This window comes from Halomonas fontilapidosi, assembly GCF_014192285.1.
GTDB lineage: Bacteria > Pseudomonadota > Gammaproteobacteria > Pseudomonadales > Halomonadaceae > Halomonas > Halomonas fontilapidosi.
Genome location: NZ_JACHXQ010000001.1, coordinates 709,189 through 724,701, shown reverse-complemented (window position 1 = coordinate 724,701; position 15,513 = coordinate 709,189). Strand labels below are relative to the sequence as shown.

General features: G+C 65.6%; 12 protein-coding genes. 5 read left to right on the top strand and 7 right to left on the bottom strand.

Going from position 1 to position 15,513, the window contains the following annotated elements:
- Nucleotide 1 precedes the first annotated feature (1 nt).
- The 3 genes from FHR95_RS03330 to FHR95_RS03320 all read right to left on the bottom strand — a co-directional run bounded on the left by FHR95_RS03330 (nucleotide 2) and on the right by FHR95_RS03320 (nucleotide 3,434).
- The gene (locus FHR95_RS03330; protein WP_183313323.1) at nucleotides 2–451 is read right to left on the bottom strand and encodes an NUDIX domain-containing protein; all 450 of its coding nucleotides are present in this window, start codon (nucleotides 449–451) and stop codon (nucleotides 2–4) included.
- Nucleotides 448–1,059, bottom strand: coding sequence for a pseudouridine synthase (locus FHR95_RS03325; protein WP_183313322.1), 612 nt, complete (start codon nucleotides 1,057–1,059; stop codon nucleotides 448–450). Before FHR95_RS03325 ends, FHR95_RS03330 begins: the two co-directional genes overlap by 4 nt.
- Nucleotides 1,060–1,196: 137 nt before the next feature.
- A complete protein-coding gene (locus FHR95_RS03320) occupies nucleotides 1,197–3,434 on the bottom strand; it encodes an NADP-dependent isocitrate dehydrogenase (RefSeq protein WP_183313321.1) in 2,238 nt (745 codons plus the stop codon).
- 175 nt (nucleotides 3,435–3,609) lie between these two features.
- Here FHR95_RS03320 and icd point away from each other — a divergent pair, with 175 nt between their 5' ends.
- From icd to clpA, 3 genes are all read left to right on the top strand, one after another.
- Entirely contained in the window at nucleotides 3,610–4,866 is a 1,257-nt protein-coding gene (icd, locus tag FHR95_RS03315) for an NADP-dependent isocitrate dehydrogenase (protein ID WP_040185974.1), read from the top strand.
- Between the two features lie 228 nt (nucleotides 4,867–5,094).
- Nucleotides 5,095–5,421, top strand: coding sequence for an ATP-dependent Clp protease adapter ClpS (gene clpS / locus FHR95_RS03310; RefSeq protein WP_040185992.1), 327 nt, complete (start codon nucleotides 5,095–5,097; stop codon nucleotides 5,419–5,421).
- A gap of 137 nt (nucleotides 5,422–5,558) precedes the next feature.
- Nucleotides 5,559–7,835 carry an ATP-dependent Clp protease ATP-binding subunit ClpA gene (gene clpA / locus FHR95_RS03305; RefSeq protein ID WP_040185994.1) on the top strand — a complete coding sequence of 759 codons (2,277 nt, stop codon included), beginning with the start codon at nucleotides 5,559–5,561 and terminating at the stop codon, nucleotides 7,833–7,835.
- A 146-nt stretch (nucleotides 7,836–7,981) separates the two neighbouring features.
- Here clpA and infA read toward each other — a convergent pair whose 3' ends face one another.
- The 3 genes from infA to aat all read right to left on the bottom strand — a co-directional run bounded on the left by infA (nucleotide 7,982) and on the right by aat (nucleotide 9,830).
- Nucleotides 7,982–8,200: a translation initiation factor IF-1 gene (gene infA / locus FHR95_RS03300; RefSeq protein ID WP_040185975.1), complete on the bottom strand. Its 219-nt coding sequence runs from the start codon at nucleotides 8,198–8,200 to the stop codon at nucleotides 7,982–7,984.
- A 134-nt stretch (nucleotides 8,201–8,334) separates the two neighbouring features.
- Complete coding sequence (locus FHR95_RS03295) at nucleotides 8,335–9,072, bottom strand: arginyltransferase (protein WP_183313320.1); 738 nt, start codon at nucleotides 9,070–9,072, stop codon at nucleotides 8,335–8,337.
- Entirely contained in the window at nucleotides 9,069–9,830 is a 762-nt protein-coding gene (gene aat / locus FHR95_RS03290; protein ID WP_183313319.1) for a leucyl/phenylalanyl-tRNA--protein transferase, read from the bottom strand. Before aat ends, FHR95_RS03295 begins: the two co-directional genes overlap by 4 nt.
- Nucleotides 9,831–9,985: 155 nt before the next feature.
- On the opposite strand from aat, the gene FHR95_RS03285 reads away from it, so the two are divergent.
- Nucleotides 9,986–13,207: a DNA translocase FtsK 4TM domain-containing protein gene (locus tag FHR95_RS03285; protein ID WP_246378334.1), complete on the top strand. Its 3,222-nt coding sequence runs from the start codon at nucleotides 9,986–9,988 to the stop codon at nucleotides 13,205–13,207.
- 114 nt (nucleotides 13,208–13,321) lie between these two features.
- Nucleotides 13,322–13,951, top strand: a complete 630-nt coding sequence (lolA, locus tag FHR95_RS03280; RefSeq protein ID WP_183313317.1) for an outer membrane lipoprotein periplasmic chaperone LolA — start codon at nucleotides 13,322–13,324, stop codon at nucleotides 13,949–13,951.
- A gap of 164 nt (nucleotides 13,952–14,115) precedes the next feature.
- Here the strand turns inward: lolA and FHR95_RS03275 are convergent, their stop codons facing one another.
- Complete coding sequence (locus FHR95_RS03275) at nucleotides 14,116–15,453, bottom strand: replication-associated recombination protein A (protein ID WP_183313316.1); 1,338 nt, start codon at nucleotides 15,451–15,453, stop codon at nucleotides 14,116–14,118.
- Nucleotides 15,454–15,513 lie beyond the last annotated feature (60 nt).

Genomic DNA, 15,513 nt, shown 5'->3' with positions numbered 1-15,513 from the left:
CTCAGCGCTCGTGAATCACGTCCATGGGATAGAAGCGACTCGCCAGGGCATCGCGGACGCGCCGCAGCACCAGCGGGCTGCGCAGACGGCCTTCGCGGTCCAGCGCCTCGAGTTCCTCCAGGGTCAGCCAGTGCACGGCGAGGATGGCCGGGTCCAGCTCGTTGCCCAGATGCGCCAGCGCCATGCCGAAGAAGCCGTGACTGTGAAAGGTCAGGCCATCCGGCGTGTGGTAGACGTACATGCCCAGATAGTCGGTGATGCCCACCTGCCAGGCGGTCTCTTCGCGCAGCTCGCGCAGGGCGGCTTCCTTGATCCGCTCACCGGGCTCCAGGTGGCCGGCCGGCTGGTTGAATAGCGTCACGGATCTGCCGCGCTCCTCCTCGACCATCAGGAAACGGCCGGCCCGCTCGACCACGGTGGCGACGCTGATGTAGGGCTGCCAGCGGCTCATCGGCGGCCTCCTCTTGCTCGGGCCCGGCGCGCGCCTGTCGGTGGCTTGCGCGGGGCATGAAGGGTCTCGCGGCGCCACTCACCCGGGGCCAGGCCTTCCAGCGTCCAGGGGCCAATGGCCACGCGGACCAGTCTCAGGGTGGGGTGTCCGACGTGGGCGGTCATGCGCCGGACCTGGCGGTTGCGTCCCTCGGTGATGGTCAGCTCCAACCAGCGGGTGCACGGGTGGCGCTTCGTGTCCAGGGGTGGGTTACGTTCGGGCAGCTCGCTCGACGCCAGGCGTCGCACCTTCGCCGGCCGGGTCCTGCCATCCTTGAGCATGACCCCATCGCGGAGTGCCCGCAGGGCGGCTTCGCTGGGCTCGCCCTCAACCTGCACGCGGTAGGTCTTTTGCTGCTTGTGGCGAGGGTCGCTGATGCGATGGATCAGTTCGCCGTCGTCGCTGAGCAGCAGCAGTCCCTCGGAGTCATGGTCGAGTCGACCCGCCGGGTAGATGTCGGGGACATCGATGACGTCGCCCAGCGTCGCACGCGGCCCACCGTCCGGTGGCGTGCGGTCGGTGAACTGGGAAAGCATGCGGTAGGGCTTGTGCAGCAGGTAAAGGTTCATCGTGTTCTTCCACTATACCGAGTGCCTGGAGCCAATCAACGCCCGATGCCATAACGCAACGACTCCCCTCCGCCAAGGGGCGGACGGGAGCCGAAAGGGCCGCCCGTAGTGGGCGGCAGGTCGCCTCGGGGTGATCGTCAGTCCTGGGCGACCAGCGCCAGGGCGTCGTTCAGGGTCTTGCTGGGGCGCATGACGGCACGTGCCAGCTCAGGGTCGGCATGGTAGTACCCTCCGATGTCCACCGGCTGTCCCTGCACGCCGTTCAGCTCCTCGAGAATGATCGCTTCCTTGGCCGTCAACGTCTCGGCCAGGCGTGTGAAGAGTTTCTTGAGTTCGGCATCCTCGTCCTGGTCCGCCAGAGCCTGGGCCCAATAGAGAGCGAGATAGAAGTGGCTGCCGCGGTTGTCCAGCTCGCCCGCCTTGCGGGAGGGCGACTTGTTGTGCTCGAGGAACTCACCGGTGGCCTTGTCCAGCGCATCCGCCAGCAGGGTCGCGCGGGCGTTGCCGAACTGCTTGGCGAGATGCTCCAGGGAGGCCCCCATGGCGAGGAACTCGCCGAGGCTGTCCCAGCGCAGGTGGTTCTCCTCGAGGAGCTGCTGTACGTGCTTGGGCGCTGAGCCGCCGGCCCCGGTCTCGAACATGCCGCCACCGGCCATGAGGGGCACGATGGAGAGCATCTTGGCGCTGGTGCCCAGCTCCAGGATCGGAAACAGGTCGGTGAGATAGTCGCGCAGGATGTTGCCGGTCACCGAGATGGTGTCGAGGCCGCGAACGACGCGCTCGAGGGTGTAGCGCATGGCCCGGACCTGGGACATGATCTGGATGTCGAGCCCCTCGGTGTCGTGCTCGGCGAGGTAGGCCCTGACCTTCTTGATCAGCTCATTCTCGTGCGGGCGGTAGGGGTCGAGCCAGAACACGGCCGGCATGCCGGAGTCGCGGCAGCGCGCCACCGCCAGCTTCACCCAGTCGCGGATGGGTGCATCCTTGACCTGGCACATCCGCCAGATATCGCCCTCCTCGACGGTCTGGGTGAGCAGCACCTCGCCGGTCTCCAGGTCGGTGATGTTGGCGATACCCGCTTCCGGGGCCTCGAAGGTCTTGTCGTGGGAGCCATACTCCTCGGCCTTCTGGGCCATCAGGCCGACGTTGGGCACGGTGCCCATGGTGGCCGGGTCGAAGGCGCCATTCCACTTGCAGAAGTTGATCATCTCCTGGTAGATGCGGGCGAAGGTCGACTCCGGCATCACCGCCTTGACGTCCTTGAGGCGGCCGTCGGCGCCGTACATCTTGCCGCCGGCACGAATCATCGCGGGCATCGAGGCGTCCACGATCACATCGCTGGGCGAGTGGAAGTTGGTGATGCCGCGTGCCGAGTCGACCATGGCCAGTTCCGGTCGCTGGTCATGGCAGGCGTGCAGGTCGCGGATGACCTCCTCACGCTGGGTCTCGGGCAGCGTGTCGATCTTCTCGTACAGGTTCGCCATGCCGTTGTTGACGTCGACTCCCAACTCATCGAACAGCGCACCGTGCTTCTCGAAGGCATCCTTGTAGAAGATCTTCACGCAGTGGCCGAACACGATCGGGTGCGAGACCTTCATCATCGTCGCCTTGACGTGCAGGGAGAACATCACGCCGGTCTTGCGCGCATCCTCGATTTCCCGCTCGTAGAACTCGAGGAGCGCCTTCTTGCTCATGAACATGCTGTCGACGACCTCGCCCTCCTGCAGCGAGACCTCGGGCTTGAGCACGTGTGCCTGGCCGCTCTCGGGGATCAGCTCCATCTTCACCTTGCGGGGGCGATCCAGGGTCATCGACTTCTCGCCGTGGTAGAAGTCGCCGCCGTGCATGTGCGAGACGTGGCTGCGCGAGGCCTGGCTCCACTCGCCCATGTGATGCGGGTACTTGCGGGCGTATGCCTTGACCGCCTTGGGCGCACGGCGGTCGGAGTTCCCTTCACGCAGCACCGGGTTGACGGCACTCCCCTTGACCTTGTTGTAGCGCGCCTGGACGTCCTTCTCCTCGTCGCTCTTCGGCTCGTACGGGTAGTCCGGCACGGGGTAGCCCTGTCCCTGCAACTCCTTGATAGCCTCATGAAGCTGCGGCATGGACGCGCTGATGTTGGGCAGCTTGATGATGTTGGCTTCCGGCGTCTTGGCCAGGGCGCCCAATTCGGCCAGATGATCCTCGACGCGCTGGTCTTCTGCCAGGTAGTCGGGAAACAGCGAGAGAATCCGAGCCGCCAGGGAGATGTCGCGGGTTTCCACGTCGATCCCGGCAGCGTCGGTGAAGGCGTCGATGATCGGTAACAGCGAGTGGGTCGCCAGCGCCGGCGCTTCGTCGGTAAAGGTGTAGATAATCTTCGGGGTTTGGGGCATGGGGCGTGGATCCTCTAGTGACAGCGTTGGTAGGGAATGGGGTGCCATGCGCGGGCGCCCTGGGGGAGGTGGACAAGTCTATCAAGATTGTCGACAAATATGGCCCCAAGCCTACTCCGATCCGGTGGGCGAATGCTATACTCCGCCCTCCACTGAACAGACAGGGGAGTTCTCAATGGGCTTTCAGAAAATCGTCCTGCCCGAGGGCGGCGAGAAGATCACCGTCAATGCCGATGATAGCCTGAACGTGCCGAACGAGCCGGTCATTCCGTATATCGAAGGCGATGGTATCGGTATCGACGTCACGCCGGCGATGATGATCGCCATCGACGCTGCCGTGCAGAAGGCCTACAACGGCGAGCGCAAGATCCACTGGATGGAAGTCTACGCCGGCGAGAAGGCCACTCAGGTCTATGACGCCGACACCTGGCTCCCGGAAGAGACCCTGGAGGCCGTCAAGGACTATGTCGTCTCCATCAAGGGACCGCTGACCACGCCGGTAGGTGGCGGTATCCGTTCCTTGAACGTCGCCCTGCGCCAGAAGCTCGATCTTTATGTCTGTCAGCGTCCGGTGCGCTGGTTCGAGGGCGTGCCGAGCCCGGTCAAGAAGCCGGGCGATGTGGACATGGTCATCTTCCGCGAGAACTCCGAGGATATCTATGCCGGCATCGAGTGGAAGGCCGGTACCCCGGAGGCCGACAAGGTCATCAAGTTTCTGCGCGAGGAGATGGGTGTCCAGAACATTCGTTTCCCCGAGAACTGCGGCATCGGCGTCAAGCCCGTCTCCGTCGAGGGTACCAAGCGCCTGGTGCGCCAGGCCCTGCAGTACACCATCGACAACGACCGCGAGTCGCTGACCCTGGTGCACAAGGGCAACATCATGAAGTTCACCGAGGGGTCCTTCAAGGACTGGGGCTACGAGCTCGCCAAGGAGGAGTTCGGTGCCGAGCTGCTCGACGGCGGCCCCTGGATGACCATGAAGAATCCCAAGACCGGCAAGGAAATCGTCATCAAGGACGTCATCGCCGACGCCATGCTGCAGCAGATCCTGCTGCGTCCGGCCGAGTACGACGTCATTGCCACCTTGAACCTCAACGGTGATTACCTCTCCGACGCCTTGGCGGCCGAAGTGGGTGGTATCGGTATCGCGCCCGGCGCCAACCTGTCCGACGCCGTGGCGATGTTCGAGGCCACCCACGGCACCGCGCCGAAGTACGCCGGCCAGGACAAGGTCAACCCTGGGTCGCTGATCCTCTCGGCGGAAATGATGCTGCGCCACATGGGGTGGGTCGAGGCGGCCGACCTGGTGCTCAAGGGCATGGAGAAGGCGATCTCCAAGGGTGAGGTCACCTACGACTTCCATCGTCAGATGGACGATGCCAAGCTTCTCAAGTGCTCCGAGTTCGGTCAGGCCGTCGCCGACAACATGTAACCCGCGGCGTCGGACCCGGGGCCCCCGTCCGCCACTCGGCGGGTGGGGGCCTCTTGCGTTGAGGCGCCCGTATCTGACCCCGGCGGTGAACCCTGACGGCGCGGTGGCGTCCAATCACGGTTGAGATGATGGACGGACACCGGCTTGTCGAGATGGATAGTGGCTCTTATGTTCAATAGAGACGATGAGGTGGCGTGGCGAATGGCCATGATGTCCCCCCAGGGAGGCATGACTCGCCCCCCCGGTCCCGAGGAAGACGACGATGACCTGGCGGTACAATCCGCCAAGCCTGAGCTGGCGACGCCGCCGATGTACAAGGTGGTGTTGCACAACGATGACTTCACCCCCATGGAGTTTGTGGTGGAGGTGTTGCAGACCTTCTTCCACATGGACAGCGAGACGGCGGTGCAGGTGATGTTGACCGTGCACACTCGGGGAAAGGCCACCTGTGGTGTCTTTACCCGCGATATCGCTGAAACCAAAAGCCATCAGGTCAATCAATATGCAAGAGAGTGTCAGCACCCGCTGCTGTGTGATATCGAGGCGGCTGACTGAGCGGCATGGTCGAAGAGGGGCAGCGACGGTCCTGCGTTGAAGGCAGACTTGCAACGCCACCGTTTGTACCCGATGTTGATGATGCCGGACCATGAATGATCCGACACGAAGCCCTGGGCGGCGAGAAGGGGACTGCCATGCTGAGTAAAGAACTTGAACTGACCCTTAACACGGCTTTTACCGTGGCCCGCTCCAAGCGCCACGAGTTCATGACCGTAGAGCACCTGCTGCTGGCGTTGCTTGACAACGCCTCGGCGGCCGACGTGCTGCGTGCCTGCGGGGCCAATCTCGACAAGCTTCGGTCCGACCTGCAGGATTTCATCAATTCCACCACCCCGCTGATTCCTGAGGATCAGTCCGACCGGGAGACCCAACCGACACTCGGCTTTCAGCGCGTGCTGCAGCGCGCCGTCTTCCATGTTCAGTCCTCCGGCAAGAGCGAGGTCACCGGGGCCAATGTGCTGGTGGCGATCTTCTCCGAGCAGGAGAGCCAGGCGGTCTACTTTCTCAAGCAGCAGAATGTTGCCCGGGTCGACGCTGTCAACTACATCGCCCATGGCATCTCCAAGGTCGCGGGTCACGGTCAGAGCCAGTCGTCGCCCTCTTCCGAGTCCGAGGAAGCCGAGGAAGGGGGAGCCGAGACCGGTTCCAATCCGCTGACCAGCTACGCCTCCAACCTCAACGAGCAGGCCCGGCTGGGCAAGATCGATCCGCTGATCGGCCGCGATCACGAACTCGAGCGCGTGGTGCAGATTCTCGCCCGCCGGCGCAAGAACAATCCGCTGCTGGTCGGCGAAGCCGGGGTGGGCAAGACCGCCATCGCCGAAGGGCTGGCCAAGCGCGTCGTTGAGGAGGACGTGCCCGAGGTCATCAGCGATGCCGTGGTCTACTCCCTGGACATGGGCGCCCTGCTGGCCGGTACCAAGTATCGCGGCGACTTCGAGAAGCGCCTCAAGAACCTGCTGGCCGAGCTGCGCAAGCAGCCCAATGCCGTCCTGTTCATCGACGAGATTCACACCGTGATTGGTGCCGGCGCCGCTTCCGGCGGGGTGATGGATGCCTCCAACCTGCTCAAGCCGCTGCTCTCCTCCGGCGAGCTGCGCTGCATCGGCTCGACCACCTTCCAGGAATATCGTGGCATCTTCGAGAAGGATCGTGCCCTGGCGCGGCGGTTCCAGAAGGTCGACGTCATGGCGCCCTCGGTGGAGGACACCACGCGCATCCTCAAGGGGCTGCGCTCGCGCTTCGAGGAGCATCACCAGCTGAAGTACACCGATGCGGCCCTGGAGAGTGCCGCACGGCTGTCGGATCGCTACATCAACGACCGCCATCTGCCCGACAAGGCGATCGACGTGATCGATGAGGCGGGCGCTCACCAGCGGCTGCTGCCGCCCGAGGTGCGCGTCGATACCATCGATGTGGACCAGGTCGAGGCGGTGGTGGCCTCCATCGCGCGGATTCCGCCGAAGAGCGTCTCCAGTTCCGATCGCAAGCTGCTGGCCAACATCGACCGCGACCTCAAGATGCTGGTGTTCGGTCAGGACGAGGCCATCGACAGCCTCGCCGCGGCGATCAAGCTCTCGCGGGCCGGCCTCAAGTCCCCGGACAAGCCGGTAGGCAGTTTCCTGTTCGCCGGTCCCACGGGGGTGGGCAAGACCGAGGTGGCCCGGCAGCTGTCGCATATCATGGGCATCGAGCTGGTGCGCTTCGACATGTCGGAATACATGGAGCGTCACACCGTCTCGCGGTTGATCGGCGCCCCCCCGGGGTATGTCGGCTATGACCAGGGCGGTCTGCTGACCGAGGCGATCACCAAGCAGCCCCACTGCGTGCTGCTGCTTGACGAGATCGAGAAGGCGCATCCCGAGGTCTTCAACCTGCTGCTGCAGGTCATGGATCACGGTCGCCTGACCGATAACAACGGCCGCGAGGCGGATTTCCGTCACGTGATCCTGATCATGACCTCCAACGCCGGGGTCGAGCAGGCCACGCGGCGCTCCATCGGCTTCCAGACCCAGGACCACTCGACTGATGCCATGGAAGTGATCCGCAAGACCTTCTCACCGGAGTTCCGCAATCGCCTGGACGGCATCATCCAGTTCCATGCGCTGCCGACCTCGGTGGTTCGCAACGTGGTGGACAAGTTCCTGATCGAGCTTCAGGCGCAGCTCGACGAGAAGCGGGTTCAGCTCGATGTCGACGAGGACGCCCGGGACTGGCTGGCCGAGAAGGGCTACGATCCCGACATGGGCGCACGTCCGATGGCCCGCCTGATCCAGGAGAAGCTCAAGAAGCCGCTGGCCGAGCTGATCCTGTTCGGCGAATTGTCCGAGCACGGTGGCGTGGTCCACGTCAGCGTGGAAGATGGCGAGCTTCAGCTTTCCACGGAATCGGAGCTGGCCGACGCCCCTTGACGGGGCTCAGGTCCCCACCGGCACACAGCGCCCTGTCTGCGGACGGGGCGTTGTTCGTTCGGGCCTTGCGGCGGAGAAAGCGGCGGACGCGGAATGGTCTGGCGCTCTGGCGCGGGGGCAGGCGTTGCGGCGTGCCCGGCCTGGGCTCAGCGGGCGCGGTAGACGATGCGGCCCTTGGACAGGTCGTAGGGGGTCAGCTCGACCTTGACCTTGTCGCCAGTAAGGATGCGGATGTAGTGCTTGCGCATCTTGCCCGAAATATGGGCGGTGACCACGTGGCCGTTCTCCAGCTCGACGCGGAACATGGTATTGGGAAGGGTATCGACGACGACGCCTTCCATTTCGATATGGTCTTCACGTGCCATATAGGCGATTCCTCGCTGATGATGACGAAAGAAAGCGGCACACTCTCACGGCTTCTCAGCCCGTGCCGACAGGATAGCGCGATATTGTGCCGCATGCCGCTCGTCAAGGCAAAGGAACCCGACCTCTGGCGCCCTTACAGGGCAATCATGCGCCGCCAGTGGCGGCCGTCGAGCATCTCCAGTGGCCGGAAGGAGTGCTTGTAGTTCATCTTGCGGCACTCGCGAATCCAGTAGCCCAGATAGACATGGGGCAGCCCCTGGTCAAGGGCACGCTGGACGAGCGAGAGCACGGCAAAGGTGCCCAGCGAGCGACGCTCCAGTTCCGGGTCTGGATCAAAGAAGGTATAGATGGCCGAGAGGCCGTGTTCGAGCTGGTCGAATGCCGAGACGGCCACCAGCCGGCCATCGAGTCGAAACTCCAGCAGCCGGGCATAGTCCTGATCGAGGGTCAGGAAGGTGCGGTACTGCTCGTGGCTGGGGGGGTACATGTCGCCATCGGCGTGACGGGTGCGGACGTAGTGGGCATACAGCGCATAGTGTTCGGCATCGAAGAGCGCTGGACGCACTTGCAGCGTGAGGTCAGCATTGCGGTTGACGAGCTTGCGCTGGGTGCGACTCGGCGCGAACTCAGCCACTGGAATGCGCACCGAAATACAGGCGTTGCAGGCATCGCAGTGGGGGCGATACAGGTGGCGACCGCTGCGACGGAAGCCAAGCAGCGCCAGCGCATCGTAGACCCCCTGGCCCGGTGACTCCTGGGGGTCGAGGAACAGGGTGGTCGCCTCGCGGCCTTCCAGGTAGCTGCAGGCATGAGGCACGGTCAGGAAGAAGCGCAGGTCCCTGACCGGCTGCCGGGGGGCGTTGCTGCTCAAGACTGCCATCTCCTCTGATTCGGTGATGCACTGGTGTCGATTGCATCAAATGACCAGGTCGGTGTCGGGACCTCTTGAAGCGTCTCTCCCTGGTCACTGCATGTGTTGCCCAGCCACTGTTCAAGATAGCCGATGAACTCGCTCCGGGCGATGTCCCGAGCCCCCAGGCTGGCCAAGTGGCCGGTATGCATCTGGCAGTCGATCAGCCGGCCTCCGCCGGCCTGCATGACCCGTGCCAGGTGCACCAGGGCCACTTTCGAGGCATCCGTTTGCCGCGAGAACATCGATTCGCCGAAGAACACCGGTCCCATGGCCACGCCGTACAGGCCACCGGCCAGCTCGTCGGCTCGCCACACTTCCACGGAATGCGCCGCGCCACGTCGATGCAGGCGTGTATAGGCCGCCTGCATCTCGGCCGTAATCCAGGTGCCGGGTTGACCGTCGCGTGGCGCCGCACATGCCGCCACCACCCGTTCGAAGGCGGTGTTCGCGGTGACCCGAAAACCGCCGTTGCGCAGTCGCTTGGCGAGGCTGCGCCGGACCCGGATCTCGTCCGGAAATAGCACCATGCGCGGGTCAGGGCTCCACCAGAGCACGGGTTGGTCATCGCTGAACCAGGGGAAGATGCCGCGGCGATAGGCGGCCAGCAGCCAGTCGGGGGTCAGGGCCCCGCCGGCGGCGAGCAAGCCGTCGGGGTCACGCAGAGCCGACGTGACGGGCGGAAAGCTCACGGGGCGGTCGGGGAGCCAGGGGAGCATGCGCAGCGTCTTCCTCGTTGACGACCCGCCCAGTCTGCCGTGCGGCGCGGGAGGGCTCAAGGCATGCAGGCCCCTGTGATGGTGAGCACTTGCTCGGTATGATTGATCGCAATGAAACCGGCAAGACGCCATGTTGGCGCAAGGAGGACGGCCGCTTGAGTGTCAATAAGAGGACCTCGTCACGTCGAGTGACGGCGGCGAATGCCAGGGATACGGCCAAGCGCTTCGGCCTGCGGCTGCAGGGGGCGGCACGCGAGGGTGTGGTGATCGTGCTGCTGGCGGCGTGTGTGTTCCTGCTGCTGGCGCTCTACAGCTTTCGCGCTGATGACCCCGGCTGGTCAAGTAGCGGGCCCGAGACCGAGGTTGCCAACTGGATGGGGGCGATTGGGGCCTGGCTTGCCGATGTGCTCTATTCGCTGTTCGGCGTCAGCGCCCTGTGGTGGCCCGGCATGCTCGGCTTTGCGGCCTGGTGGCTGATCCGCTCACGCCAGGTGCGCTTCGAGTGGGATGCCACCGCCCTGGCGGTGCGCTGTGGGGGGCTGGTGCTGCTGCTGCTGGGCTCCACCACCCTGGGGGCGCTGCACTTCTACCACCCCGAGGGTCCCTTGCCCTACTCCACGGGCGGGATACTCGGGGAGGGCCTGGTCGGTGCCCTGCTGCCGCTGGTGGGGGCGGGCGGTACCGGCCTGCTGGCGGTAGCCGCCATGCTCTGTGGTTTTCCCCTGTTCACCGGGCTTTCCTGGCTGACGGTGATGGATGAACTGGGCCATCGCAGCCTGCTGCTGTGGCGCTGGGTGGTCGACCGTTTCGGCCTGGTGCGCGAACGGCGCGCCGAGCAGCGAAGCGACCGGGCGGGGGAGCGAAGCGAGCGCCCGGACATACAGGCCAGTGAGCGGGGGAGCGACGAGGCCCCGCCCGAGGCCGAGCGCCGGTCGCGCTGGTGGCAGCGTCGCGGCAGAGAGCAGTATCGCGAGGCGGAGCCGGTGCTGGCCGCCGACGGTATCTCGCGTCGCGACCCCGGTTTCGGCAATGACGGCGAGACCGACATTCCCTGGGAAGTGCCCGAACGCACGCCTTCGGCCAAGCAGCCCGAGGCGGCCTACACTGCCCGTGCCTCACACGAGGCCGTGGAGCCGCGGGTTACGATCGACCCGCCGGGAGACGCCAGGGTGGCCGCTTCCCCGCCCGGCAGCGAGGACAGCACGGCTGATGCCATGGCGCCCACGGCCTCTCGCGAGGCGGCGCCGGACGCTGATCATGCCGCGTCTTCCGTACTCGACAACCCTGCGCCTTCCGGGCAGACAGACAGCGAAAGGGGCAAGGCACGCCGGGTTCCTGAGACGGTGCCCGAGCCGGTGCTGCCCGATGACGAGGAGGACGTTCCGGCCTGGCACGGTCCGGCGCTGCGCGCGCGTCGGGATGATTCAGGCCTCGAGGCATCTGTCGAGGCGTCCAGCGGCAGCGCCGAGGCGGAGGAGCCCTCTCGCCAAGCCGCCGAGCCGACGACGCCCGCACCGGCCACGCCGGATATCTCGCGGCACTCGCCGGTTCATGTGGGTCAGCGTCTCGAGCCGGGGCGGGTCGACCCGCAAGAGGGTGACGAGCAAGAGCGCGACGACTCGGACGCGCCGCAACCGGCCTGGACTCCGCAGCGCGAAGACAGCGCAGCAGACAGCCAGACAGCGGCTGGCCGCCGTGACCCGGGCGTCGCTCCCCCGGAGCCCTCACCGGCGCCCTCGCCGGAAACCGAGCCGCAGCTAGCCTCTGCCGAGCAGGGGCGCGAGGCGGCTGACGACCCCGAGGGGCCGGCACTGTGGACCGTGGAGCACCTGCAGAACCAACGGCCGGTGCTCGACGAGCTGCCCGAGCCTGACGGCGAACTGCCCAGCCTGCGGCTGTTGACGCCCCCCCAGGCCCAGCAGCGCAACTACTCCGAGCAGCAGCTGGCCGAGATGGCCGAGCTCCTCGAGACGCGACTGCGCGAGTACGGGGTCAAGGCCGAGGTGGTCGATACCTGGCCCGGCCCGGTGATCACCCGCTTCGAAATCAAGCCGGCGGCCGGCGTGAAGGTCTCCAAGATCAGCAACCTGGCCAAGGACCTGGCGCGTTCGCTGATGGTCAAGAGCGTGCGCGTGGTGGAAGTGATTCCCGGCCGGCCGACGGTGGGCATCGAGATTCCCAACCCGCATCGCGCCATGATCCGCCTGCGCGAGGTGATTGACTCCGACCGCTACCAGCACGAGGCCTCGGCGCTGACCCTGGCGCTGGGCCAGGACATCGGCGGCGGCCCGGTGGTGGCCAACCTTGGCAAGATGCCTCACCTGCTGGTGGCGGGTACCACCGGTTCGGGCAAGTCGGTGGGGGTCAACGCCATGCTGATCTCCATGCTGCTCAAGGCGACACCCGACGAGGTGCGCATGATCATGGTCGACCCCAAGATGCTGGAACTGTCGGTCTACGACGGTATCCCGCACCTGCTGGCACCGGTGGTCACCGACATGAAGGAGGCGGCCAATGCCTTGCGCTGGTGCGTGGCCGAGATGGAGCGACGCTACAAGCTGATGGCATCGATGGGTGTGCGCAATATCGCCGGCTTCAACGGCAAGCTCGACGAGGCCGAGCGGGCCGGCGCCCAGGTGGCCGACCCGCTCTGGGAGCCCCAGCCCTGGGAGATGCACCAGTCGCCGCCGGTGCTCGAGAAGCTGCCCTACATCGTGGTGGTGATCGACGAGTTCGCCGACATGTTCATGATCGTCGGCAAGAAGGTCGAGGAGCTGATCGCGCGGCTGGCCCAGAAGGCTCGCGCCGCCGGCATCCACCTGATTCTGGCCACCCAGCGCCCCTCCGTGGACGTGGTCACCGGCCTGATCAAGGCCAATATCCCCACCCGCATGGCCTTCCAGGTCTCGTCGCGGGTCGACTCGCGCACCATCCTCGATCAGGGCGGCGCCGAGAACCTGCTGGGCCACGGTGACATGCTCTACCTGCCGGCCGGATCCGGCATGCCGACTCGCGTGCATGGTGCCTTCGTCGACGACGACGAGGTGCATCGAGTGGTCGAGGACTTGAAGCGGCGCGGCGAACCGGAGTACATCGACGAGATCCTCTCCGGCGGCGTCTCCGCCGAGGCTCTCACGGGCCTGGAGGCCGACGGCGGCGGTGACGACGACGCCGAACAGGATGCACTCTACGACGAGGCGGTGGCCTTCGTCACCGAGAGTCGCCGAGCCTCCATCTCGGCGGTGCAGCGCCGTTTCAAGATCGGCTACAACCGAGCCGCGCGACTGGTCGAGTCCATGGAGATGGCCGGGGTGGTCTCCACCATGGGTACCAACGGTGCCCGTGAGGTGCTGGCCCCGCCGCCGGTGGGCGACTGACGCGCGCCAACCTTGCAGCAATCATGGAAGCCCCGGCGAGTGCGCAACCCGCCGGGGTGTCCGGGGTCCGAGTGACAGGATGCCATGATGGACCCGTCCAGGGAGACACAGACGATGACAGTGAAGAAGACCTTCGCCGCGCTGACCATGACCCTCGCCGTGCCGATGTCGGCCCTGGCCAGCGAGGGGGCCGAGCGCCTGGCGGACATCCTCCAGCCACTCCAGACCTATGTCGCGGACTTCGAGCAGCAGATTCTCGATGGCAGCGGCCAGCGCCTGCAGCAAGCGAGCGGCCGCATGTGGCTATCGCGTCCCGGCAAGTTCCGCTGGGAGGTGGACGCCCCCTACTCGCAGCTGGTGGTTTCTGCGGGTGAGGAGGTCACCCTCTACGACCCCGACCTGGAGCAGGCCACGGTGCAGGCGCTGGACCAGCGAGTGACCCACACGCCGGCCCTGCTGCTCTCCGGCAGTGCCGATGAACTGACCGGCAGCTACGACGTCACCCGTCGCCAGCAGGGCACCAGCGAGACCTTCACCCTGGTGCCCAAGGATCCCGATACCCTGTTCGAGGAACTGCAGATGACCTTCCGCGGCGAGGCGCTCGACCTGCTGCAGATGACCGACAGTACCGGGCAGCGTACCGCCATCGAATTCGACAACGTGCGCATGAACGAAGCCCTGGACGACGGCCGCTTTACCTTCGAGATTCCCGAGGGTACCGACGTGATCCGCGATACGTACTGATCCCGGCTTCGCCGGGAGCTGTCAGCCATAAGCTTTAAGCTGTCAGTGAATCGCCCTCATGGTCCTGCCACGGGGGCGATTCTATTCAGGCTATATTCTGGCTTACGGCTTACGGCTTACGGCTTACGGCTTACGGCTTACGGCTCTCGGTTCGTGGTTCGGCGCTACGCGCCCTCATCCGCCTCGGCATCGAGCTGTTCCCGCCAGTCCATCAGCTGGCCGTAGCGCTTCTCCTGACCGTATTCGGTGGGCGCATAAAAGCGTTGGCGGGGCAGGTCCGAGGGCCAGCAGTCATGGGCACTGCCGGCCGGATAGCCATGGGGTTCGTTGTGCGCATAGCGGTAGCCCTGGCCGTGACCCAGCGATTCCATCAGCTTGGTCGGGGCGTTGCGCAGATAGCCGGGTACCTCCAGCTGCGGCTGCTCCGCCACGCAGGCCTTGGCCTGCTTCCAGGCCTGGTCGATGGCGTTGCTCTTGGGGGCCACCGCCAGGTGAATGGCGGCGTGGGCGATGGCACGCTGACCCTCGTAGTCGCCCAGGCGCAGGTAGGCGTCCCAGGCCGACATCACCAGGGGCAGGGCGCGTGGGTCGGCATTGCCCACGTCCTCCGAGGCGATGGCCGCGAGACGGCGGATCACATTCAGCGGGTCGCCACCGCCCTGCAGGAAGCGGGCGATGTAGAGCAGAGCGGCGTCCGGTCGCGACGAGCGTACCGACTTGTGGATGGCCGAGAGCAGGTCGTAGAAATGGTCGCCCTGCTTGTCGAAGGCGCTGGCCTGGTGGCCAATGACGTCTTCCAGTGCCTGGCGAGGCAGGCGTTCGCCGTCGTCCTCGGCCACGGTGAAGTCACTGGCGGTCTCCAGCAGGCCCAGGGCGCGGCGGGCATCGCCGGCGGCGGCGCGGGCCAGCAGCGCGAGGACCCCCTCGTCCACGTGGATCTGTCGGGTGCCCAGCCCGCGCGTCTCATCAGCCAGCGCTCGCCGCATCACCTCCACGAGCTCCTCTTCGCTGAGCGGCTTCAACACATGCACGCGTGCTCGCGAGAGCAGCGCCGAGTTGACCTCGAAAGAGGGGTTTTCCGTGGTGGCGCCGATCAGTGTCAGTAGCCCCGACTCGACATGGGGCAGCAGGGCATCCTGCTGGCTCTTGTTGAGGCGATGGATCTCGTCGAGGAACAGCAGCGTGGGTCGCTGGCGGGCCTGCATGTCCCGGGCCCGATCCACGGCGGCACGGATTTCCTTGACGCCTGCCATCACGGCCGATAAATGTTCCAGATGGGCGCCGGACACCTCGGCAAGGATCTCGGCCAAGGTGGTCTTGCCGGTTCCCGGGGGGCCCCAGAGGATCATCGAGCGCACCACGCCACTCTCGGCCATGCGCGCCAGCGGTTTTCCGGGGCCCACCAGCGCCTGCTGTCCTACATAGTCCTCGAGCCGGCGGGGACGCATGCGAAACGCGAGCGGCGCGGCATCGTCTGGCGTGTTGCCCTGGAAGAGATCCATTTCTGACTCCTTGGCTCGCGACGGCTTTCACCACCCGATGAACTTGACGTGTCGCGGCGA

Bases quoted from the DNA above. Each gene is read 5' to 3' on its own strand.
- icd (WP_040185974.1), top strand. From the start codon at position 3,610: ATGGGCTTTCAGAAAATCGTCCTGCCCGAGGGCGGCGAGAAGATCACC.
- clpS (WP_040185992.1), top strand. From the start codon at position 5,095: ATGACTCGCCCCCCCGGTCCCGAGGAAGACGACGATGACCTGGCGGTA.
- FHR95_RS03325 (WP_183313322.1), bottom strand. From the start codon at position 1,059: ATGAACCTTTACCTGCTGCACAAGCCCTACCGCATGCTTTCCCAGTTC.
- lolA (WP_183313317.1), top strand. From the start codon at position 13,322: ATGACAGTGAAGAAGACCTTCGCCGCGCTGACCATGACCCTCGCCGTG.
- infA (WP_040185975.1), bottom strand. From the start codon at position 8,200: ATGGCACGTGAAGACCATATCGAAATGGAAGGCGTCGTCGTCGATACC.
- aat (WP_183313319.1), bottom strand. From the start codon at position 9,830: ATGCTCCCCTGGCTCCCCGACCGCCCCGTGAGCTTTCCGCCCGTCACG.
- clpA (WP_040185994.1), top strand. From the start codon at position 5,559: ATGCTGAGTAAAGAACTTGAACTGACCCTTAACACGGCTTTTACCGTG.
- FHR95_RS03275 (WP_183313316.1), bottom strand. From the start codon at position 15,453: ATGGATCTCTTCCAGGGCAACACGCCAGACGATGCCGCGCCGCTCGCG.
- FHR95_RS03320 (WP_183313321.1), bottom strand. From the start codon at position 3,434: ATGCCCCAAACCCCGAAGATTATCTACACCTTTACCGACGAAGCGCCG.
- FHR95_RS03330 (WP_183313323.1), bottom strand. From the start codon at position 451: ATGAGCCGCTGGCAGCCCTACATCAGCGTCGCCACCGTGGTCGAGCGG.